Source organism: Streptomyces sp. RKAG337, from assembly GCF_023701715.1.
In the GTDB taxonomy this organism is placed as follows: domain Bacteria; phylum Actinomycetota; class Actinomycetes; order Streptomycetales; family Streptomycetaceae; genus Actinacidiphila.
Map to the genome: position 1 here is coordinate 4,968,044 of NZ_JAJOZA010000001.1, position 21,516 is coordinate 4,989,559.

The 21,516-nt window shown below is 71.6% G+C and carries 20 protein-coding genes; 13 read left to right on the top strand and 7 right to left on the bottom strand.

Annotated elements, in window-relative coordinates; translation table 11 throughout:
* Positions 1-80: 80 nt before the first annotated feature.
* Together LNW73_RS21950 and LNW73_RS21955 are read right to left on the bottom strand one after the other, a co-directional pair.
* Complete coding sequence (locus tag LNW73_RS21950) at positions 81-593, bottom strand: pyridoxamine 5'-phosphate oxidase family protein (protein WP_250991057.1); 513 nt, start codon at positions 591-593, stop codon at positions 81-83.
* A gap of 153 nt (positions 594-746) precedes the next feature.
* The gene (locus tag LNW73_RS21955; RefSeq protein WP_138353157.1) at positions 747-998 is read right to left on the bottom strand and encodes a hypothetical protein; all 252 of its coding nucleotides are present in this window, start codon (positions 996-998) and stop codon (positions 747-749) included.
* A gap of 57 nt (positions 999-1,055) precedes the next feature.
* On the opposite strand from LNW73_RS21955, the gene holA reads away from it, so the two are divergent.
* Positions 1,056-2,042, top strand: a complete 987-nt coding sequence (holA, locus tag LNW73_RS21960; RefSeq protein ID WP_250991058.1) for a DNA polymerase III subunit delta — start codon at positions 1,056-1,058, stop codon at positions 2,040-2,042.
* A gap of 89 nt (positions 2,043-2,131) precedes the next feature.
* Here holA and LNW73_RS21965 read toward each other — a convergent pair whose 3' ends face one another.
* Positions 2,132-2,983 (bottom strand): hypothetical protein, encoded by an 852-nt coding sequence (locus LNW73_RS21965; RefSeq protein WP_250991059.1) that lies wholly within the window; start codon positions 2,981-2,983, stop codon positions 2,132-2,134.
* Positions 2,984-3,186: 203 nt separating this feature from the next.
* Positions 3,187-3,453 carry a 30S ribosomal protein S20 gene (rpsT, locus tag LNW73_RS21970; protein ID WP_250975867.1) on the bottom strand — a complete coding sequence of 89 codons (267 nt, stop codon included), beginning with the start codon at positions 3,451-3,453 and terminating at the stop codon, positions 3,187-3,189.
* 208 nt (positions 3,454-3,661) lie between these two features.
* Here rpsT and lepA point away from each other — a divergent pair, with 208 nt between their 5' ends.
* The 3 genes from lepA to hemW all read left to right on the top strand — a co-directional run bounded on the left by lepA (position 3,662) and on the right by hemW (position 9,003).
* Positions 3,662-5,548, top strand: a complete 1,887-nt coding sequence (lepA, locus tag LNW73_RS21975) for a translation elongation factor 4 (RefSeq protein WP_250975866.1) — start codon at positions 3,662-3,664, stop codon at positions 5,546-5,548.
* Positions 5,549-5,802: 254 nt separating this feature from the next.
* Positions 5,803-7,689 carry an AMP-dependent synthetase/ligase gene (locus tag LNW73_RS21980; protein ID WP_250991060.1) on the top strand — a complete coding sequence of 629 codons (1,887 nt, stop codon included), beginning with the start codon at positions 5,803-5,805 and terminating at the stop codon, positions 7,687-7,689.
* An 81-nt stretch (positions 7,690-7,770) separates the two neighbouring features.
* Positions 7,771-9,003, top strand: coding sequence for a radical SAM family heme chaperone HemW (gene hemW, locus LNW73_RS21985; RefSeq protein ID WP_250991061.1), 1,233 nt, complete (start codon positions 7,771-7,773; stop codon positions 9,001-9,003).
* Positions 9,004-9,134: 131 nt separating this feature from the next.
* Here the strand turns inward: hemW and LNW73_RS21990 are convergent, their stop codons facing one another.
* Both LNW73_RS21990 and LNW73_RS21995 read right to left on the bottom strand, forming a co-directional pair.
* Positions 9,135-9,980 carry a DUF3097 domain-containing protein gene (locus LNW73_RS21990; RefSeq protein ID WP_250991062.1) on the bottom strand — a complete coding sequence of 282 codons (846 nt, stop codon included), beginning with the start codon at positions 9,978-9,980 and terminating at the stop codon, positions 9,135-9,137.
* A gap of 37 nt (positions 9,981-10,017) precedes the next feature.
* A complete protein-coding gene (locus LNW73_RS21995; protein ID WP_250991063.1) occupies positions 10,018-10,743 on the bottom strand; it encodes an MBL fold metallo-hydrolase in 726 nt (241 codons plus the stop codon).
* 168 nt (positions 10,744-10,911) lie between these two features.
* On the opposite strand from LNW73_RS21995, the gene hrcA reads away from it, so the two are divergent.
* From hrcA to LNW73_RS22040, 9 genes are all read left to right on the top strand, one after another.
* Complete coding sequence (gene hrcA, locus LNW73_RS22000) at positions 10,912-11,928, top strand: heat-inducible transcriptional repressor HrcA (protein WP_138353257.1); 1,017 nt, start codon at positions 10,912-10,914, stop codon at positions 11,926-11,928.
* The gene (gene dnaJ / locus LNW73_RS22005; protein WP_138353165.1) at positions 11,929-13,062 is read left to right on the top strand and encodes a molecular chaperone DnaJ; all 1,134 of its coding nucleotides are present in this window, start codon (positions 11,929-11,931) and stop codon (positions 13,060-13,062) included.
* Positions 13,063-13,182: 120 nt separating this feature from the next.
* Positions 13,183-14,247, top strand: a complete 1,065-nt coding sequence (locus tag LNW73_RS22010; protein WP_250991064.1) for a nitronate monooxygenase — start codon at positions 13,183-13,185, stop codon at positions 14,245-14,247.
* On the top strand, positions 14,244-14,996 hold the full coding sequence (locus LNW73_RS22015) for a 16S rRNA (uracil(1498)-N(3))-methyltransferase (RefSeq protein WP_250991065.1): 753 nt from the start codon (positions 14,244-14,246) through the stop codon (positions 14,994-14,996). The genes LNW73_RS22010 and LNW73_RS22015 overlap by 4 nt, the downstream gene beginning before the upstream one ends.
* A gap of 140 nt (positions 14,997-15,136) precedes the next feature.
* Positions 15,137-15,601, top strand: a complete 465-nt coding sequence (locus LNW73_RS22020) for a hypothetical protein (RefSeq protein WP_250991066.1) — start codon at positions 15,137-15,139, stop codon at positions 15,599-15,601.
* A gap of 46 nt (positions 15,602-15,647) precedes the next feature.
* On the top strand, positions 15,648-18,929 hold the full coding sequence (locus LNW73_RS22025; RefSeq protein WP_250991067.1) for a S41 family peptidase: 3,282 nt from the start codon (positions 15,648-15,650) through the stop codon (positions 18,927-18,929).
* A 91-nt stretch (positions 18,930-19,020) separates the two neighbouring features.
* On the top strand, positions 19,021-19,398 hold the full coding sequence (locus LNW73_RS22030) for a histidine triad nucleotide-binding protein (RefSeq protein ID WP_250991068.1): 378 nt from the start codon (positions 19,021-19,023) through the stop codon (positions 19,396-19,398).
* The gene (locus LNW73_RS22035; RefSeq protein ID WP_250991069.1) at positions 19,385-20,290 is read left to right on the top strand and encodes a ribonuclease Z; all 906 of its coding nucleotides are present in this window, start codon (positions 19,385-19,387) and stop codon (positions 20,288-20,290) included. The genes LNW73_RS22030 and LNW73_RS22035 overlap by 14 nt, the downstream gene beginning before the upstream one ends.
* 139 nt (positions 20,291-20,429) lie before the next feature.
* Positions 20,430-21,017, top strand: a complete 588-nt coding sequence (locus tag LNW73_RS22040; RefSeq protein WP_250991070.1) for a hypothetical protein — start codon at positions 20,430-20,432, stop codon at positions 21,015-21,017.
* A gap of 33 nt (positions 21,018-21,050) precedes the next feature.
* Here LNW73_RS22040 and LNW73_RS22045 read toward each other — a convergent pair whose 3' ends face one another.
* Positions 21,051-21,425: a DoxX family protein gene (locus LNW73_RS22045; protein ID WP_250991071.1), complete on the bottom strand. Its 375-nt coding sequence runs from the start codon at positions 21,423-21,425 to the stop codon at positions 21,051-21,053.
* Positions 21,426-21,516 lie beyond the last annotated feature (91 nt).

The following is a 21,516-nucleotide window of genomic DNA, read 5'->3' on the forward strand; positions in this document are numbered from 1 at the left end:
AAATCCGTCGTCAATATTGCCGTTCCATGGTGTATGCGAAGCAATGGATCACCCGAGCTATCGAACTCGATAGATTCCTGTTAGAGCAGCCACTGCCCATCCCGCATCAGGTCCCGCTCCTTCAACTCGGCCACCGTGCCCCAGGCCTGGACGGTGTGCGGCTGGACCCGGAACCACAGGTAGGACGGTCCGTCGCCGCGCGGATCCCAGTCGCCCTTCGCGGCGAAGGCGTCACCGATTTCGACGGGCAGCTCCGCCGCGGTCAGGGTGCTGGCCGTGGCGTCGATCTGGACGACGTCACGGGTGTGCCCCAGGCAGACCCGCACCAGCCCGCTGTCCCGCAGATTGCGGCCGGTGGGATTCGTACCGCGGGTGGACAGCCACAGCGCCTCGCCGTCCCACAGGAAGAACAGCGGCACCAGGCACGGTGCCCCCTGGGCGTCGGCGGTGGCCACCCAGACGTCCGCGTCGTGTTCGAGCCGGTGCAGCGCCTCGTCCTTGCGCTGCTTCAGGCTCCGGGGCCCGTCCGGAAGGGGCGGGACGGCAGCGGCGGAAGAGGCGGCAGGCGTGAGCGGTGCGGCAGGGGTCGTCATGCCCCGGGACGCTACCGAACGCCCGCGGACGCCACCATGGGCCGCGGCCCTACATCTCCGGACCTAGGCCTCGCCCGGCAGATCTCCGGACCTAGGCCCCGTCCGGCAGATCTCCTGACCTGGGCCCCGTCCGGCGTCCGGCCACGCGCGGCGCTACTCGCGGGGCTGTTCCCGCCAGCCGTCGAACTCCTCCGCCAGGGCGTGCAGGGCGGCGCCCTCGAGGCGGCCCTCCTCGTCCTCCACCACGACCAGCCACTGGGCGTCCTCGGCGTCGTCCTCGCCGGCCAGCGCGTCACGGACGAGCTGTGGCTCGAAGGGGAGGCCGAAACGCTCCATGGCCGCCTCGGCGGCCTCCTCGGCGGCATCGCGGTCGGGCAGCACCAGGACATGTCGTACGTCGCTCACCGGACCATTCTCCGCCATGGCCGCCGCTGTCAGTACCCCGTGGGATGCTGGTCGGCGATGGCCAGGAAGAGTTCCCCAGACGATCTGCTCGCTCCGCTCACGCTCGCCGTGGGCCAGGAGGACCTGCTGCTCGACCGCGCCGTGCGGGAGGTGATCGTGGCGGCGCGCGCCGCCGACGCCGACACCGATGTGCGCGACCTCGCCCCCGGAGTGCTGCAGCCCGGCACCCTCGCTGAGCTGACCAGCCCCTCGCTCTTCGCCGAGCGCAAGGTCGTCATCGTGCGCGACGCGCACGACCTCGGCGCGGACACGATCAAGGACGTGAAGGCGTACCTGGACGCGCCCGCCGAGGAGATCACCCTGGTGCTGCTGCACGCGGGCGGTGCCAAGGGCAAAGCCCTGCTGGACGCGGCCCGCAAAGCGGGGGCCCGCGAGGTCGCCTGCCCGAAGATGACCAAGCCGGCCGACCGGCTGGCGTTCGTCCGGAGCGAGTTCCGCACCCTGGGCCGTTCCGCGACCCCCGAGGCCACCCAGACGCTGGTCGACGCCATCGGCAGCGACCTGCGCGAGCTGGCCAGCGCCGCCGCCCAGCTCGTCGCCGACGTCGAGGGGACGATCGACGAGGCCGTCGTCACCCGCTACTACACCGGCCGCGCCGAGGCCACCGGCTTCGAGGTCGCCGACTTCGCCGTCACCGGCCGGACCGCGGAGGCGCTGGAGCGGCTGCGCTGGGCCCTCTCGGTGGGCCAGCCGCTGCCCGGCATCACCTTCGCCCTCGCCTCGGGCGTGCGCGCCATCGGCAAGCTCGCCTCCGCCCCGCGCGGCGCCAACCCCGGCCAGCTCGCCCGTGACCTGGGCATGCCCCCGTGGAAGATCGACCGGGTGCGCCAGCAGATGCGCGGCTGGACCGGCGACGGAGTCTCCGCCGCGCTGCGCGCCGTCGCCGAGGCGGACGCCGCGGTCAAGGGCGGCAGCGCGGACCCCGCCTACGCCCTGGAGAAGGCCGTCGTGGCGGTGGCCCGCGCCGCCCGCGACCGCTCGTAGCAGCCCGGCCGGCTGCTCCTGCGGTCGCGGGCGGTCCGGTAGGTCTCCGGCCGGACCCGGCCCGCCCCGGCCCGCTCCGTCCGCCCCGCTCAGTTCTTCAGCTTGGCCAGCGTCGCGGTGGTGGAGCTCTTCACCCAGCTGGTGACCTCGCTCACCGTCGGCGGGGTCTTGTCCTTGTCGAGCGAGGACAGGTACATGCTCCAGGCCATCTGGTACGTCATCCAGCCGTCCCGTACGGCCAGCGTCACCGAGCGCGAGCCCGACGAGCCGCTGATCGTGTCCTCGGTGACCAGATAGGCCGCGTCACCGAGGCCGGGGACCTTCTCGGCCTTGTAGTCGCCCTTGCGCTGTGTGTAGCTCTCCCACCGCGCCACGAACTCGGCCGACGGATCGGTCACCTTGTGCAGCTGCACCGTGGTGTTCAGATAGGCGTCCGCGTAGCCAGACCCCGACATCTTCAGGTCCATGTCGCAGTACATGTCGTCCAGTGCGTCGTGCTTGAGCGTGTACGTCACCGGGGAGCTGTCGTTCTCCGGGTATTTGCCCTTGAAGGCCGAGACGTCGGTGGCCGTGCAGACATCGGACTGGATCTTGTAGCCCTTGAGGTCGGCGGTCGCGGTGTCCTTGTCCTTCCCGCCGAGCAGGAGCACCCCGCCGCCCCAGAGCGCGGACGCGACCACCGCGCCGACGGCCGCCCACAGCACGGCCTTCCCGGCGCCGGAGCCACCGCCCGGCGGCGGAGGCAGCTGCGGTATCGGCGGACCCTGCGGCCCGTAGTACGACCCTGGCTGGCCCGGCTGCTGCGGTACCTGGTGCGGCGCGGGCTGCGCGTACGGGTTCTGCTGGGCCGGAACCGGCGGCCCGAACCCGGGCGAGGGCTGCGCGGCGGACTGGGGACCCGGATACGGGTAGGCGCTCGGCTGATCAGGCGGCGTCGACATGCCGTGAGGATAGGGCAACGCCGAAGGCCCCGCTGCCGTCCCGTGAGGATGGCTGCGGGGCCTTCGGATGATGCTGTGTGCGCCGCACCCGCGTGGCGAACGGCCGAGCGCGGCGCGATGTCTTTCGGTTGCCGGTCCGGGCGGTAGAGGGGCCGCTGGTTCCGTTTCCGGCGAGCTGGGGCCCAGGGGCCCCGGTCAAACGGTCAGGCCTTGATCGAGGCGACCTTGTGAGCCAGCGCGGACTTCTTGTTCGCGGCCTGGTTCTTGTGGATGACGCCCTTGCTGACGGCCTTGTCGAGCTTCTGCGCGGCCTCGCGGTTGGCGATGGTGGCCTTCTCGACGTCACCGGTCGCCGCGGCCTCGCGGGCCTTGCGGATCGCGGTCTTGAGGGAGGACTTGACCGCCTTGTTGCGCAGGCGCGCCTTCTCGTTGGTCTTGTTCCGCTTGATCTGGGACTTGATGTTCGCCACGAAAGAGCCTTCTCAGGTTCGGGTACTTTGCATAGACACTTGACTGAGCGCCTCGGGTCACAGGGCACGAGGCACAGTGCTCCAGGCTACCAGCCGCCCGCACGACCTCCCAAACCGGTCCCAGGCCTCCAGTCATGGGACGATGGGGGTCAACGTATCGATCCGCCTACAGACGTCAGACGTCAAGCGTCGAGAAACAGGACCCTGCGTGCCCGCGACCCCGATCAATGTTCCGCAGCCGAGCCGTACCGACCCGGCGCTGATCCGTAACTTCTGCATCATCGCGCACATCGACCATGGCAAGTCGACGCTCGCCGACCGGATGCTCCAGCTGACCGGTGTGGTCGATCCGCGGCAGATGCGTGCCCAGTATCTCGACCGCATGGACATCGAGCGTGAGCGTGGCATCACGATCAAGTCCCAGGCGGTCCGGCTGCCCTGGGCGCCCACGGACGGCGACGCCACGGCCCCGACCCACATCCTGAACATGATCGACACTCCGGGCCACGTGGACTTCACGTACGAGGTCTCGCGGTCGCTCGCCGCCTGCGAGGGCACCGTCCTCCTGGTCGACGCGGCGCAGGGGATCGAGGCCCAGACCCTCGCCAACCTGTACCTGGCGCTGGAGAACGACCTCGCGATCATCCCGGTGCTCAACAAGATCGACCTGCCGGCCGCCCAGCCGGAGAAGTTCGCCGAGGAGCTGGCGCACATCATCGGCTGCGAGCCGTCCGATGTGCTCAAGGTCTCCGCGAAGACCGGCGTCGGCGTGGGCGACCTGCTGAACGAGGTCGTGAAGAAGGTGCCGGCCCCGGTCGGCGCCAACATCTCCGAGGCCCCGGCCCGCGCGATGATCTTCGACTCGGTCTATGACTCCTACCGTGGCGTGGTCACGTACGTGCGGGTCGTGGACGGTGAGCTCAAGAAGCGCGAGCGCATCCAGATGATGTCGACCGGCGCGACCCACGAGCTGCTGGAGATCGGCATCTCCGGTCCGGAGATGACGCCCTCCGACGGCCTCGGGGTCGGTGAGGTCGGCTACATCATCACCGGTGTGAAGGACGTCCGGCAGTCCAGGGTCGGTGACACGATCACGTCGCAGTCCAAGGGCGCCACCGTGGCCCTGGGCGGCTACAAGGATCCCAAGCCGATGGTGTTCTCCGGCCTGTACCCGCTCGACGGCTCGGACTACCCGGAGCTGCGCGAGGCGCTGGACAAGCTCCAGCTCAACGACGCCGCGCTGGTCTACGAGCCGGAGACGTCCGCCGCGCTCGGCTTCGGCTTCCGCGTCGGCTTCCTCGGCCTGCTGCACCTCGACGTGGTCCGCGAGCGGCTGGAGCGCGAGTTCGGCCTGGAGCTGATCGCCACCGCGCCCAACGTGGTCTACCGCGTGGTGATGGAGGACCGCTCCGAGCACATCGTCACCAACCCGAGCGAGTTCCCCGAGGGCAAGATCACCTCGGTGTACGAGCCGATGGTGAAGTCGACGATCCTCGCGCCCAACGAGTTCGTCGGCGCGATCATGGAGCTCTGCCAGTCCCGCCGCGGCTCGCTGCTCGGGATGGACTACCTGTCGGCGGACCGCGTCGAGCTGCGCTACGACCTGCCGATGGCCGAGATCGTCTTCGACTTCTTCGACAACCTGAAGTCCAAGACCCGCGGCTACGCGTCGCTGGACTACGAGCCCAAGGGCGAGCAGACCGCCGACCTCGTCAAGGTCGACATCCTGCTGCACCACGACAAGGTGGACGCGTTCTCCGCCATCCTGCACAAGGACAAGGCGTACGCGTACGGCGTCCGGATGGTCGACAAGCTGCGCAAGCTGATCCCGCGGCAGAACTTCGAGATCCCGATCCAGGCCGCGGTCGGCAGCCGCGTCATCGCCCGTGAGACGGTGCGCGCGATCCGCAAGGACGTGCTCGCCAAGTGCTACGGCGGCGACATCTCCCGTAAGCGCAAGCTGCTGGAGAAGCAGAAGGAAGGCAAGAAGCGGATGAAGATGGTCGGCAGCGTGGAGGTCCCGCAGGAGGCCTTCATCGCGGTGCTGTCCACGGACTCCGACGGCGGCGGCAGCGAGAGCAAGGGCAAGAAGTAGTTCTTCGCGTCACACTCCGCGCCCAGGGCGCCCCACCGGAAACGGAGGGGCGCCCTCCGCGCATCCGGCCCGGTTCGCGGGCACAACCCCCACCTGCGACGCGTCCGAAGCATGTACCTGGCACCTACACGATTGGTTACGGTTGCAACGAGCGGCCCTGAGCCCCTTACGCGCCGGGCGATGGGCCTCTACTCTGATCGCGACGCAGAGGTTACTGGTGAGTTAACAGAGCAGGCGCGGGCCCGGAGGATGTCGTGACAGAGACACAGACGCTGATCGAGACCCGACCGCCATCCGTGGCGACACTCTTCCTCGAACGGGTGGAGTCGACTCCCGACGCGGAGGCATACCGCTACCCCGTGATCGACGCGGCCGGGGGCCCGGACAGCTGGCGTTCGCTGACCTGGGGCCAGGCCTCGGGACGGTTGTTCGCCATCGCGGCCGGTCTGATGGACCTCGGGATCCGTCCCGAGGAGCGGGTGGCCATCGCCTCCGCGACCCGGGTCGAGTGGATCCTCGCCGACCTCGGAGTGCTGTGCGCGGGTGCGGCCACGACGACGATCTACCCCAGCACCAACGCCGACGAGACGGCCTTCATCCTCGCCGACTCGGGCAGCCGCGTGCTGATCGCGGAAGACGCCGTACAGGTCGGCAAGGCCCGCGAGCGGCGGGCGGAGCTTCCGGAGCTCGCCCATGTGGTCGTGATCGACGCCACCGGCGTCGAGGGCGCCGACGGTTCCGGTGACGGCTGGGTGCTCTCGCTCGACGAGCTGGAGCGGCGCGGAACGGCGTATCTGGAGAAGCACCCGGAGGCCGTCAAGGACGCCGTCGGTGCCATCACCCGCGACCAGCTCGCGACGCTGATCTACACCTCCGGCACCACCGGCCGCCCCAAGGGCGTCCGGCTGCCGCACGACTGCTGGGCCTACATGGCCCGCGCGATCCAGTCGGTCGGCCTGCTCGACGAGAACGACGTCCAGTACCTGTGGCTGCCGCTGGCGCACGTCTTCGGCAAGGTGCTCACCGCCGGCCACATCACCATCGGCCACGTCACCGCCGTGGACGGCCGGGTCGACAGGATCATCACCAATCTGCCGCTGATCCAGCCGACCTACATGGCGGCCGTGCCCAGGATCTTCGAGAAGGTCTACAACGGCGTGGCGGCCAAGGCCCGCGCGGGCGGCGGCGCCAAGTACAAGATCTTCAAGTGGGCCTCGGAAGTGGCCCGCGAGTACGCCAAGGTCACCCAGAACAACCTGCGCCTCACCGGCAAGGCCAGCGCCCCCTTCGGGCTGTCCACGAAGCACGCCGTGGCCGACAAGCTCGTCTACGCCAAGATCCGCGAGGCGTTCGGCGGCAACCTGCGGGCCTGCGTCTCCGGCTCCGCCGCGCTGTCGCCCGAGATCGGCTACTTCTTCTCCGGCGTCGGCATCCACATCCTGGAGGGCTACGGGCTCACCGAGTCCAGCGCCGCCAGCTTCGTCAACCCCGGTGAGTCGTACCGCACCGGCACCGTCGGCAAGCCGCTGCCCGGCCTCGAGGTCCGGATCGCCGAGGACGGCGAGATCATGCTGCGCGGCCCCGGCATCATGCAGGGCTACCACGGGCTGCCGGAGAAGACCGCCGAGGTCCTCGAGCCCGACGGCTGGTTCCACACCGGTGACATCGGCGAGCTGTCCGCGGACGGCTTCCTGACGATCACCGACCGCAAGAAGGACATCATCAAGAACTCGAACGGCAAGTACATCGCGCCCGCCGCGGTGGAAGGCCAGTTCAAGGCGGTCTGTCCGTTCGTCAGCAACGTCCTGGTGATCGGCGCGGACCGCAACTTCTGCACCGCGCTGCTCGCCCTGGACGAGCCGACGATCCTCGGCTGGGCCACCGAGAACGGGCTCGAGGGACGGAGCTACGCCGAGGTCGTCGCCTCCCCGCAGGCCCGCGAGATGATCGAGGGCTATGTGGCGCGGGTCAACGAGGACCTGCAGCGCTGGCAGCAGATCAAGCAGTTCCGGCTGCTGCCCCGCGACCTCGACGTCGAACACGGCGACCTGACCCCGAGCCTCAAGCTCAAGCGGCCGGTCGTCGAGCGCGAGTTCCAGTCGCTGATCGACGACATGTACGCGGGATCGCGCGAGGCCTGAGACCAGGCCGGGCGAGCCCGGCGGCGGTCCGTCCCCGAGCGGGTGGGACGAGCGCCGCCGCCGGGGGCGGACAATGGGGTCATGCCTTCCGTACTGCCTGATGGTGAGCCGATGCCCGAGGACGGGGCGCTGCCCGCGAGCGCGCTCGCAGGGGCGGGCGCCCGGCCGCTGGGGTTCTATCTGCACGTCCCGTACTGCGCCACGCGCTGCGGCTACTGCGATTTCAACACCTACACCGCGAGCGAGCTGCGCGGCTCCGGCGGGGTCCTCGCCTCACGGGAGAACTACGCGGACCACCTGATCGACGAGGTCCGGCTCGCCCGCAAGGTGCTCGGCGACGACCCGCGCCAGGTCGAGACCGTCTTCGTCGGCGGCGGCACCCCGACGCTGCTCCCGGCCGCCGACCTGGTCCGGATGCTGGCCGCGATCCGCGCCGAGTTCGGCTTCGCGCCGGGCGCGGAGATCTCCACGGAGGCCAACCCCGAGTCCGTCGACCCGGCCTACCTCGCGGAGCTGCGGGCGGGCGGCTTCAACCGGATCTCGTTCGGCATGCAGAGCGCCAAGCAGCACGTCCTGAAGATCCTGGACCGCAAACACACCCCGGGCCGGCCGGAGGCCTGTGTCGCGGAGGCGCGCGCCGCCGGCTTCGACCACGTCAACCTGGACCTGATCTACGGCACGCCGGGCGAGTCGGACGACGACTGGCGGGCCTCGCTGGACGCGGCGATCGGCGCCGGACCCGACCACGTCTCCGCGTACGCCCTGATCGTCGAGGAGGGCACCCAGCTGGCGCGGCGGATCCGCCGCGGCGAGGTGCCGATGACCGACGACGACGTGCACGCCGACCGGTACCTGATCGCCGACGAGCGGTTCGCCGCGGCCGGATTCGACTGGTACGAGGTGTCGAACTGGGCGACGACCGAAGCGGGGCGCTGCCGGCACAACGAGCTGTACTGGACCGGCGCGGACTGGTGGGGCGCGGGCCCCGGCGCGCACAGCCACGTCGGCGGCGTGCGGTGGTGGAACGTCAAGCACCCGGGCGCGTACGCGCAGGCGCTGTCCGAGGGGCGCAGCCCCGGCGCGGGACGGGAGCTGCTGGCGGACGAGGACCGGCGCGTCGAGCGGATCCTGCTGGAGCTGCGGCTGGCGGCGGGGTGCCCGCTGGGGTTGCTGGCACCGGCGGGGGCGGCGGCCGCGGCGAAGGCGGTAACGGACGGTCTCCTGGAGGCCGGTCCTTACGCCGACGGGCGGGCCGTACTGACGTTGCGGGGGCGCCTGCTGGCCGACGCGGTGGTGCGGGACCTGGTCGACTGAGGCCACCCCCGCGCCGGCGGGGACAACGCTCTGCTCGGCCGAGTGGACGAACTGATCGACGGCTCACCTCCGCGCAGGCGGAGAGCATTCGACCAGATCCCTTCGTGGGAACGACGACGGGCAGCGCTGGGTCACGGTGCGGCAGAGCCCATCGTCACGTGGTCGATGAGGTGCTCGACAGCTCCCAGGAGCGCCGGTTCCACGTCCTTGTACGTGTGGACCGACGCCAGGATCCGCTGCCAGGCCTCGCCGGTGGTCTCCCGCCAGCCCAGCGCTTCGCAGACGCCGGTCTTCCAGTCCTGGCCGCGCGGTACCGAGGGCCAGGCGGGGATGCCGACGGAGGAGGGCTTCACGGCCTCCCAGACGTCGATGTAGGGGTGGCCGACGACGAGGACGTCGGCGACGCCGGAGACCTGGCTCGCGAGCCGGGACTCCTTGGAGCCCGGCACCAGGTGGTCGACGAGGACGCCGAGCCGTGCGTCCGGGCCGGGGGAGAACGCGGCGACGATCGCCGGCAGGTCGTCGATGCCCTCCAGGTACTCGACGACGATGCCCTCGACGCGCAGGTCGTGGCCCCAGACCCGCTCGACCAGCTCCGCGTCGTGCCGGCCCTCCACGTAGATCCGCCCCGCCCGCGCCACCCGGGCGCGGGCGCCTTGGACCGCGATCGAGCCCGACGCGGACAGCAGCGGCCCGCGCTGCGCGCCGGGACCGCCGGTGCGGGGGCGGACGAGGGTGACGGGTTCGCCGTCGAGCAGGAAGCCGCGCGGCTCCATGGGGAAGACCCGGTGCTTGCCGAAGCGGTCCTCCAGCGTCACGGTCAGCCCCTCCGCCGTCTTCTCGCAGCGGACCACCGCCCCGCAGAAGCCCGTCGAGACCTCCTCCACCACCAGATCCGGCTCCGCCGCCACCTCGGGCGCGGGCACGCTCTTCTTCCAGGGCGGGGTGAGGTCGGGACCGTACTCTCTGCTGCGCATGGGCGGATCGTATCCAGGACAGCGTCCTGGGCGGGGGCTACGACGCGGTGAACCGGGCCGTCAGGGCGTCGCGTTGGGCGCGGACGAAGCGGGCGTCCACGGCGGCGCCGTGGCCGGGGACGTAGACGGCGGTCTCGCCGCCCACCGCCAGCAGCCGGTCGAGGGTGGCGGGCCAGGCGGCGGGGACGGCGTCGGGGCCCGCCTGCGGTTCGCCGGACTCCTCGACGAGGTCGCCGCAGAACACGACGGCGGGCGTTCCGGGCACGTACACGGCCAGGTCGTGGGTGGTGTGGCCGGTGCCGGGGTGGAAGAGCAGGGCGGTGCGGCCGCCGCCGAGGCCGAGTTCGTACCCGTCGTTGACGAGCCGGTCCGGGCGCACCAGGACGTCCGCCGCCTCGGCCGCGGGCCCGGGGTCGACGCCGTGCGTGACCGCGTCCTCGCGGAGCGCGTCGCGGCCGCGCTCCAGGCAGCCGTCGAGTGCCCGGTGCCCGTACACCCGCACCCCGGAGAAGGCGGCGGCGCCGAAGACATGGTCGAAGTGGGCGTGGGTGAGAGCGATGTGCGTCACAGGGCGGCCGGTCAGTTCCCGCACCTGCAGCCGTAGTCGAGCGCCCTCGGCGAGGGTGGAGCCGGTGTCGATGAGCAGTACGCCCTCGTCACCGACGACCAGGCCGATCGTGACGTCGAGGAAGGGAAGACGGCGGCGGGCGACGCCGGGAGCCAGGTGCTCCCAGCCGTCGGCGCCGGACTCTGCGGTATCCACCCTGTGACGCTATCGCCGGGGGACCCTCCCCGCGCGCTACCGTTGCGACCCTTGCCGGGGCCTTGCTACTCCGCCGTACACTGACTGCGGGGGATGCTGGCACTCGTATCGGATGAGTGCCAGGCCACGGCAGTGCTGGTGCGGGATCTACGGCTGGAGGTGTGCGCGATGCTCAGCGAACGCAGACTCGAAGTACTGCGCGCCATCGTCCAGGACTATGTGGGCACCGAGGAGCCGGTCGGCTCCAAGGCGCTCACCGAGCGCCATGGCCTGGGCGTCTCGCCGGCCACGGTGCGCAACGACATGGCGGCGCTGGAGGACGAGGGCTACATCCACCAGCCCCACACCAGTGCGGGCCGGATCCCGACGGACAAGGGCTACCGGCTGTTCGTCGACAAACTAGCCGGGGTGAAGCCGCTCACGTCCGCCGAGCGGCGCGCGATCCAGAACTTCCTGGACGGCGCGGTGGACCTCGACGACGTGGTGGGCCGCACCGTACGGCTGCTCGCGCAGCTCACCCGGCAGGTCGCCGTCGTCCAGTACCCGTCGCTCACCCGCTCCTCGGTGCGGCACGTCGAGCTCCTGGCGCTGGCCCCGGCCCGGATCATGCTGGTCCTCATCACCGACACCGGACGGGTCGAGCAGCGGCTCATCGACTGCCCGGCGCCGATGAGCGACACGCTGCTCGCCGATGTGCGGGCCCGGCTGAACGCCCGGGTGGTGGGCCGCCGGTTCGCGGACGTCCCGCCGCTGGTGGCGGATCTGCCGGACGGCTTCGAGTACGACGACCGGCCGTCGGTGTCGATCCTGCTGGCGACGCTGCTGGAGACGCTCGTCGAGGAGACCGAGGAGCGCATCATGCTCGGCGGCGCGGCGAACCTGACGCGCTTCAACCACGACTTCCCGCTGACGATCCGGCCGGTCATGGAGGCCCTTGAGGAGCAGATGGTGCTCCTCAAGCTCCTCGGCGAGGCCAACGACTCGGGCATGACCGTGCGGATCGGGCATGAGAATTTTCACGAGGGCTTGAATTCCACATCCGTTGTGGCGGTCGGCTACGGTTCGGGCGACGAGGCAGTCGCCAAACTCGGTGTGGTCGGACCGACCCGCATGGACTACCCCGGAACGATGGGAGCGGTACGCGCAGTGGCACGTTACGTCGGACAGATCCTGGCGGAGTCGTAGGTGGCCACGGACTATTACGCGGTCCTTGGCGTGCGCCGTGACGCCGGACAGGACGAGATCAAGAAGGCCTTCCGCCGCCTCGCGCGCGAGCTGCATCCGGATGTGAATCCGGATCCGAAGACCCAGGAGCGCTTCAAGGAGATCAACGCCGCGTACGAGGTGCTCTCGGACCCGGCGAAGAAGCAGGTCTACGACCTGGGCGGCGACCCTCTGTCGTCCTCCGGCGGCGGTGGCGCGGGCGGCTTCGGAGCCGGTTTCGGCAACTTCAGCGACATCATGGACGCCTTCTTCGGGCAGTCCCAGCAGCGCGGGCCGCGATCGCGGACCCGGCGCGGCCAGGACGCCATGATCCGGCTGGAGATCGAGCTGGACGAGGCGGCCTTCGGCACCACCAAGGACCTCCAGGTCGACACGGCGGTGACGTGCGGCACCTGCTCCGGCGAGGGCGCCGCGCCCGGTACGGCGGCGCAGACCTGCGACATGTGCCGTGGCCGCGGTGAGGTCTCGCAGGTCACCCGGTCCTTCCTGGGCCAGGTCATGACCTCGCGGCCGTGCCCGCAGTGCCAGGGCTTCGGCACCGTGGTGCCGACGCCGTGCCCGGAGTGCGCGGGCGACGGCCGGGTCAGGTCCCGCCGTACGCTCACGGTCAAGATTCCGGCGGGCGTCGACAACGGCACCCGCATCCAGCTGGCGGGCGAGGGCGAGGTCGGCCCCGGCGGCGGCCCCGCCGGTGACCTGTACGTGGAGATCCGGGAGCTTCCGCACCCGACCTTCCAGCGGCGCGGCGACGATCTGCACTGCACGGTCACGATCCCGATGACGGCGGCGTCCCTGGGCACGAAGTGCCCGCTGGAGACGCTCGACGGCATGGAGGAGATCGACGTCCGGCCCGGTACCCAGTCCGGCCAGTCGATCCCGTTGCACCAGCGCGGGGTGACCCATCTGCGGGGCGGCGGCCGTGGTGACCTGATCGTGCACGTCGAGGTCATCACGCCCAACAAGCTCGACGCCGCGCAGGAGGACCTGCTGCGGCAGCTGGCCAAGTTGCGCGGCGAGGAGCGGCCCACCGGTCACTTCCAGCCCGGCCAGCAGGGGCTGTTCTCCCGGTTGAAGGACGCTTTCAACGGCCGCTGAGGCCATCGGCGGCGTCCGGCGGGGCCGCCGGCTCCGACCGTCCCCCGGCCTCCGGCCGGGGGTACCCCCATTGGGCGGGCCCGACCTGTTCGGGCCCGCCCGGCGTGAAACGATGGGCGTATGTCCGCGTTGACCGATCTCTCGTCGTTCTCGGCGTTCCCGATCATCCAGGCGCCGATGGCCGGCGGCGGGTCCACCCCGCGGCTCGCCGCGGCCGTGAGTGACGCCGGCGGCCTGGGTTTCCTCGCCGCCGGGTACAAGACGCCGGAAGCGATGTACGAGGAGATCCGGCAGCTGCGCGGCCTGACGTCGAACCCCTTCGGCGTGAATCTCTTCACTCCGCAGCCCGACACCGCCGACCGGTCCGCCGTCGAGGTCTACGCCGAGCAGCTCGCGGGCGAGGCCGCCTGGTACTCCACCCCGCTCGGCGACCCCGAATCGGGGCAGGACGACGCGTACGACGCCAAGGTCGCGATCCTGCTGGACAATCCGGTCCCCGTCGTCAGCTTCACGTTCGGCTGCCCTGACCGGCCGGTCTTCGACGCGTTCGCGAAGGCCGGGACGTACACCGTGGTCACGGTCACCACACCCGGTGAGGCGCTCGCCGCCCAGTGGGCGGGCGCCGACGCGGTGTGCGTGCAGGGGACGGAGGCGGGCGGCCACCAGGGCACCCACCGGGACGATCCGGAGCTGGACCACGCGGGGTTCGGGCTGCTGTCGCTCGTTCCGCAGGTCCGTGACGCCGTCCAGCTGCCGATCATCGCGACGGGCGGGCTGATGCGCGGCAACCAGATCGCGGCCGTCCTGGCGGTGGGCGCGGACGCCGCGCAGCTGGGCACCGCCTTCCTCGTCTCTCCCGAGTCCGGGGCCAACGCGCTGCACAAGCGCGCCGTCACCGACCCGGTCTACGCCCGCACCGAGTTCACCCGGGCGTTCTCCGGGCGTCCGGCGCGCGGGCTGGTCAATCGCTTCATGCGCGAGCACGGGCCGTACGCGCCCGCCGGATATCCGCAGATCCACCATCTGACCGCGGGCATCCGCAAGGCCGCCGCGGCGGCCGGTGATCCGCAGGCGATGGCGCTGTGGGCGGGGCAGGGACACCGGCTGGCCCGCGACCTGCCGGCGGGCGAACTCGTCGCCGTGCTCATGGAAGAACTCAACGCAGCACGGAAGGCCTTCGGATGACCGCGCCGGTATTCATCGTCGAACCCGGGCAGTTGCGGGACGGGTCGCGGAGCGGCGGACGGCTGGTGCTGTCCGGTGCCGAGGGGCGGCACGCGGTGTCCGTGCGGCGGCTCGCGGTCGGCGAGGAGATCGTCCTGACGGACGGCGAGGGCGCCGGAGCGTACGGCGTGGTCGCTTCCGTCGAGGGCAAGGACCGGCTGGAGGTCGCCGTCTCGGAGCTGCGCACCGAACCGGCGCCGGCCCCGCGGATCACCGTCGTCCAGGCGCTGCCGAAGGGCGACCGCGGCGAGCTGGCCGTGGAGACGATGACGGAGACCGGTGTCGACGCGATCGTGCCGTGGGCGGCGTCCCGGTGCATCACGCAGTGGCGCGGCGACCGGGGTGCCAAGGCGCTCGCGAAGTGGCGTTCCACGGCGCGGGAGGCCGCGAAGCAGTCGCGGCGGCTGCGGTTCCCCGAGGTCACGGAGCCGATGACGACCCGGCAGCTGGCGGGTCTGCTCGGCGGGGCGGCGTTCGCCGCCGTCCTGCACGAGGAGGGCTCCGCGCCGCTGGCCGATGCCGCGCTGCCGTCCGAGGGCGACATCGTGCTCGTCGTCGGCCCGGAGGGCGGGGTCTCGCCCGATGAGCTCGCCGCCTTCGCCGCCGCCGGGGCCAAGCCGTACCGGCTGGGCGCGACGGTGCTGCGGACCTCGACCGCCGGGGTCGCCGCGACCGCGCTGCTCCTCGGGCGCACCGGCCGCTGGTCCTGAGCGGTTCCGGCCGACGGGGTCGAAGACCGCTCGAAGAACGCCGAGGACCGCCGGCTGTGTGGCGAAATCCCGGTCCCGTAAGGGGCGTTCTACGTCGTGTGGGCGATGTGCGCGGGGCGGGACGGCGGGACCCTGCCGGTATGAAGCGTTTACAGCAGTGGGGAGTGGCCGGAGGCCTCGCACTGGCCGCGTTCGGCGGAGTGGTGGCGTGCGATCCGGCGAGTGGGATGACCGCTTCGGCGGTGTCGATCACCACGGACCAGCTGGGCACCCGGGCGTTGCAGGACCACGGGATCAAGGTGCAGTGGATGTCGTGCCACGCCTCGGTGGACGGCGCCACGACCGCCTCCGGCACGGCGAGCCCGCGGGTGTCCGGCGTACCGGTCAAGGGTGTCGCGTCCGTGGACTGTCAGGGCGAGACCACCGACAAGCAGAAGATCACCGTCACCGGCCGGGTGACGGAGCAACTCGACGGCCGCTGCGTGCGCGGCCGGCTGACCGCGCAGGTCGGCAAGCGTACGGTCTTCGACGTGAACGGACTGGGCGACTGCTCGGCGACGTCGGGGCCGTCCGGCAAAACCTCCGCCGCATCCGCCAGAAGCTGAAGACAAAGCGCTCGTTCGCGTCCTCGATCATGGTTAATGTGGCGGAGTGACACAGCCTTCGTACCTCCGGTATCCGCATGTAAACGGTGAGTTGGTCGCTTTTGTCGCCGAGGACGACGTCTGGGTGGCGCCGCTCGACGGCGGGCGCGCCTGGCGCGTCAGCGCCGACAACATGCCGGTCGACCATCCGCGCATCTCGCCGGACGGAACGACGGTCGCCTGGACCTCCACCCGCGACGGCGCGCCAGAGGTGCACGTGGCCCCCGTCGACGGCGGCCCGTCGCGGCGGCTGACGCACTGGGGCAGCGTGAAGACCTCGGTGCGCGGCTGGACGCCGGACGGCGAGGTCGTCGCGATCAGCACGCAGGGCCAGCCCTCGCTGCGCCGCACCTGGGCGCGGGCGGTGCCGCTGGACGGCGGGCCCGCGCGCACGCTGCCGTACGGGCCGGTCGGCGATCTGGCGTACGGGCCCGACGGCGCGGTGCTGCTGCTGTCGGCGACGATGGGCCGCGAGGCCGCGGCCTGGAAGCGCTACCGGGGCGGCACGGCGGGCAAGTTGTGGATCGACCTGACGGGCGGCGGCGACTTCGAGCGGCTGCACGCGGACCTCGACGGCAACCTCGAATCCCCGCTGTGGGTGGGCGAGCGAAGCGAGACGGGGGCACCCCCGGCCGAAGGTTGGGGGCGCATTGCGTTCCTCTCCGACCACGAAGGCACCGGCGCGCTCTACTCCAGCCTCCCGGACGGCTCGGACCTGCGCCGGCACACCCCCCTCGACGGCTTCTACGCCCGGCAGGCCGCGACCGACGGCACCCGCGTCGTGTACAGCTCCGCCGGTGAACTCCACCTGCTCGACGACCTGGAGTCGGCCACGCCGCGCCCGGTAGAGGTCCGCCTCGGCGGCCAGCGCACCGACCTCCAGCCGCACCCGGTCCGCGCCTCGCACCACCTCGGGGACGCCCGCCCGGACCACACCGGGCGCGGCAGCGCCGTCGAGGTCCGCGGCACCACCCACTGGGTCACCCACCGGGGCGGCCCGGCGCGCGCGCTCGCCGCGGAACCGGGGGTCAGGACGCGGCTGCCGCGCACCTTCGGCGGCGAGGGCGACCAGCAGGTCGTCTGGGTCACCGACGCCGAGGGCGAGGACGCCCTCGAACTCTCCCCCGCGGCCGGTCTGGCACCCGGCGCCACCCCCCGCCGGCTGGCGGCCGGCCGCCTCGGCCGGGTCCTGGAACTCGAAGTGTCGCCGGACGGGCACCGGATCGCCGTCGCCTCGCACGACGGCCGGGTGCTGCTCGTCGAGACGCAGACCGGCGAGGTGCGCGAGGTCGCGGCCAGCGACGCGGGCGATGTGACCGGTCTGGCGTTCTCGCCGGACTCGGCCTGGCTCGCCTGGTCGCACCCAGGCCCCGACCCGCTGCGGCAGCTCAGGATCGCCGCCACGTCGGACCTGTCCGTCGCCGACGCGACCCCGCTGCGCTTCAACGACTACGCGCCCGCGTTCACCCCGGACGGAAAGCATCTCGCGTTCCTGTCCGAGCGGGCCTTCGACCCGGTCTACGACGCCCACGTCTTCGACCTGTCCTTCCCCAACGCCTGCCGCCCGCACCTGATCACGCTGGCCGCCACCACCCCGTCGCCCTTCGGTCCGCAGCGGCACGGCCGCCCGGTCGAGGAGCCGGACGACGAGGGTAAGGACGACAAGTCCGAGGGCGAGAAGGACGCCGAGAGCGCCGACGGCGAGGACCGCCCCCGCGTCCCGGCCACCCGCGTCGACTTCGAGGGCATCGCCGACCGCATCGTCGCGTTCCCCGTCGAAGCCGGCCGGTACACCTCGCTGACCGCCGCCAAGAACGGCCTGCTCTGGCTGCGCCACCCGCTGCTCGGCACCCTCGGCACCGCCCTGGCCACGCCCGAGGCGCAGCCGCCCGGCAGCGTCCTGGAGCGCTACGACCTCAAGCAGCTGCGCGTCGAGGAACTCGCGGACGACGCCGAGGACTTCGCCGTCACCGGTGACGGCACCAAGGTGCTGCTGGCCGCGAACGGCCGGCTGCGCGTCGTACCCGCCGACAGCAAGTCGTCGGACGACGACGACTCGGACGCGAACATCACCGTCGACCTGTCGCGGATCCGGGTGACCGTACGGCCGCAGGACGAGTGGCGGCAGATGTACGCCGAGGCGCACCGGCTGATGCGCGACAACTTCTGGCGCGCCGACATGAGCGGCGTCGACTGGAACGCGGTCGGCGAGCGCTACAAGCCCGTCCTGGAGCGCGCCGCCACCCACGACGACCTCATGGACCTGATGTGGGAGGTGCAGGGGGAACTCGGCACCTCGCACGCCTACGTCACCCCGCCCGGCGGCCACCGGGACGCGCTGACCCGCCAGGGGCTGCTCGGCGCGGACATCGCCCGCGCGGAGGACGGCCGCTGGCAGTTCGTCCGCGTGCTGCCCGGCGAGTCCTCCGACCCGCAGGCCCGCTCCCCGCTCGCCGCACCCGGGGTCGCGGTGCGCGCCGGTGACAGCCTGCTGGCGGTCGACGGACACGCCGTCGACCCGGTCGCCGGGCCCGGCCCGCTGCTGACCGGTACGGCGGGCAAGCCCGTCGAACTGACCGTGGCCCCGGCGGACGGCGGCCCGGTCCGGTACGTCGTGGTGGTACCGCTCGCCGACGAGGAGCCGCTGCGGTACCACGACTGGGTCGCGGGCCGCCGAGCCCACGTCCACGAGCGCTCCGGGGGCCGGCTCGGCTATCTGCACGTCCCGGACATGGTCGGCTTCGGCTGGGCGCAGCTGCACCGCGATCTGCGGGTCGAGGTCGCCCGCGAGGGCCTGGTGGTGGACGTCCGCGAGAACCGCGGCGGGCACACGTCGCAGCTCGTCATCGAGAAGCTCGCGCGCCGCATCGTCGGCTGGGACCTGCCGCGCGGCCTGCGCGCGCAGAGCTACCCGCTGGACGCGCCGCGCGGACCGGTCGTCGCCGTCGCCAACGAGTTCTCCGGCTCGGACGGCGACATCGTCAACGCCGCGATCAAGGCCCTGAACATCGGCCCGGTCGTCGGCACCCGCACCTGGGGCGGCGTGGTCGGCATCGACAGCCGGTACGACCTGGTGGACGGCACGGCCGTCACCCAGCCCAAGTACGCCTTCTGGTTCGAGGGTTACGGCTGGGACGTCGAGAACCACGGCGTCGACCCGGACGTCGAGGTGCTGCAGCGCCCGCAGGACTGGGCAGCGGGCACCGATCCGCAGCTCGACACCGCCATCGACCTGGCCCTGGCATCCCTCGCCGAGCACCCGGCCAAGACACCGCCGCACCTGCCGTAGGGCCCGTCCTGACCGTGCCGGGCGGTGTCCGGCCGATACGATGCGCCTTTCGACGACCACTGTTTCCACGATGGAAGAGGGAGAAGCACCCGTGGCGGGAGAACCCCAGGCGGACTGCCTGTTCTGCAAGATCGCGGCCGGGGACATCCCGGCGACGATCGTCCGCGAGACCGACACGACGGTGGCGTTCCGCGACATCAACCCGCAGGCGCCCACGCATGTGCTGGTGATCCCGAAGGTGCACTACGCGGACGCCGCCGCGCTCGCGGTCGGCGACCCGCAGGCCGCCGTCGACGTGCTGCGCGAGGCGGGCGAGGTGGCGGCGGCGGAGAAGACCGTCGACCGCGGCTACCGGATCGTCTTCAACACCGGCGCGGGCGCCGGCCAGACCGTGTTCCACGCGCACGCGCACGTCCTCGGTGGGCGCGGCCTTGAGTGGCCCCCGGATAACCGCCTTGTCCATCCGTGAATTCGTGGTGCTCGGCACCGCCAGCCAGGTCCCCACCCGGCTCCGCAACCACAACGGCTATCTGCTGCGCTGGGACAGCGAGGGCATCCTCTTCGACCCGGGAGAGGGCACCCAGCGGCAGATGCTGCTGGCCGGCGTGGCCGCGCACGACCTGACCCGGATCTGCGTCACGCACTTCCACGGTGACCACTCGCTCGGTCTGGCCGGGGTGATCCAGCGGATCAACCTGGACCGCGTCCCGCACCCGATCGCGGCCCACTACCCCGCGAGCGGGCAGCACTTCTTCGAGCGGCTGCGCTACTCGACGGCCTACCGCGAGACGGCCGTGATCACCGAGGAGCCGGTCGCCGCTGACGGCGTGCTGGCCACCACGGAGGCCTTCACCCTCTCCGCGGCCAAGCTCTCGCACCCCGTCGAGAGTTACGGCTACCGCCTCGTCGAACCCGACGGCCGCCGTCTGATCCCCGCGCGCCTCGCCGCACACGGCATCACCGGCCCGGACGTGGGCCGGCTGCAGCGCGACGGGGTGCTCGACGGGGTGACCCTCGACGAGGTGAGCGAGGTCCGCACCGGCCAGCGCTTCGCCTTCATCATGGACACCCGCCTCTGCGACGGCGTCCACGCGCTGGCCGCGGGCTGCGACCTCCTCGTCATCGAGTCGACGTTCCTCAACGAGGACGAACACCTCGCCCGCGACCACGGCCATCTGACCGCGGGTCAGGCCGCCCAGGTGGCCGCCGAAGCCGGCGTCCGTCATCTCGTCCTCACCCACTTCTCGCAGCGCTACACCGACCCCTCGCTCTTCGGCCGGCAGGCGCGCGAGGCCGGCTTCGAGGGTGAACTGACCGTGGCGGAGGACCTGATGCGCATCCCGGTGCCGAAGCGCCGCTGAACGCCGCCCGGCTGAGCCCGCCCGGCTGGGGCAGGGTGGGTGACGCGGTCGACCCGGTCAAGATCGCCAAGGAGAGCTGGGAACGTGTGAAGGACCTCAGACGCCGTGGCGCTGTCCCTGAAGTGGAGCGCATGAGCCAGTGAACGACGACACGTGGAACGTCGGTATCGAATGCCCCGAGGACTGGATCCCGCTGCCCCTGGAGCCGGGCATCGACCTCGGCGCGTGGGCGCTGGAGCAGGCGGCGAAGCTGGCGGCGGCGCCGGCGGAGGTCGACGCCGACGCGCTGATGTACGACCTGCGGGAGCGGGCCGCCGACAGCCGGGGGCGGGAGCCGGTGTTCGCGTTCGGGCTGTATCCGGAGGGGTTCGAGGAGGCGCTCGCGGTGCTGGAGGTGGATGTCGTCCACCCCGACGACAAGGTGCCGTCGATCACGCTGGACTGGATCACCGAGGTCTTCGCGACCGGCGACTTCCAGGAACCGGAGGTGGAGCGGGCCGTGCTTCCGGCGGGGCCGGCTGTCCGCATCCGCCAGGGGCTGGCCGGCCGGGGGACCGGGCAGAGCGGTGAGCGCTCCCTGATGGAGACCGTCACCTACGGGGTGCGCCCGCCGGGGATCGAGAGCGCCGTCATGGTCCTCGTCTCCTGGACGGCGCCCGGCCTCGCCGACCTGATGACGACGGCGGCCGACCAGATCGTCCACACCCTCAAGATCACGGTGACGTGAGGGCGTGACGTGAGGGCGTGACGCAGGGCCGGGTCAGAACGAATACGGCCCGAAGCGGCCCCACGCGATCACCACGGCGAGGACCAGCAGGACCACCGACGGGAGGAGCTCCTTCGCCGTGTCCTTCTTGCGGAGGTGGTAGTTCGCCGCGCCGGCCATCGTCACGGCGAGGCCGGTGGCGGCGATCGGGGTGAGGATCGGCGCTATGTCCGTCGCGGCGGGGAGGATCAGGCCGATCGCGCCGAGGGCCTCCGCCGCGCCGATGAGCTTGACCATCCCGGCCGAGTAGTCGTTCACGAACGACATCGTGTCGGCGAGCTTCTCCTTGGGCCGGCTGACCTTCATCAGCCCGGACGCGAGGAAGGCGGCGGCGAGAACGCCCTGCAGGACCCAGAGGACGGTGTTCATGGGGGGACTCTTTTCGGGAGGTCGGGATGCCGGAATGTGGGGACGAACCTGAGGCGACCCTCATGTTCCTCAGGTTGAATACCGTACCACC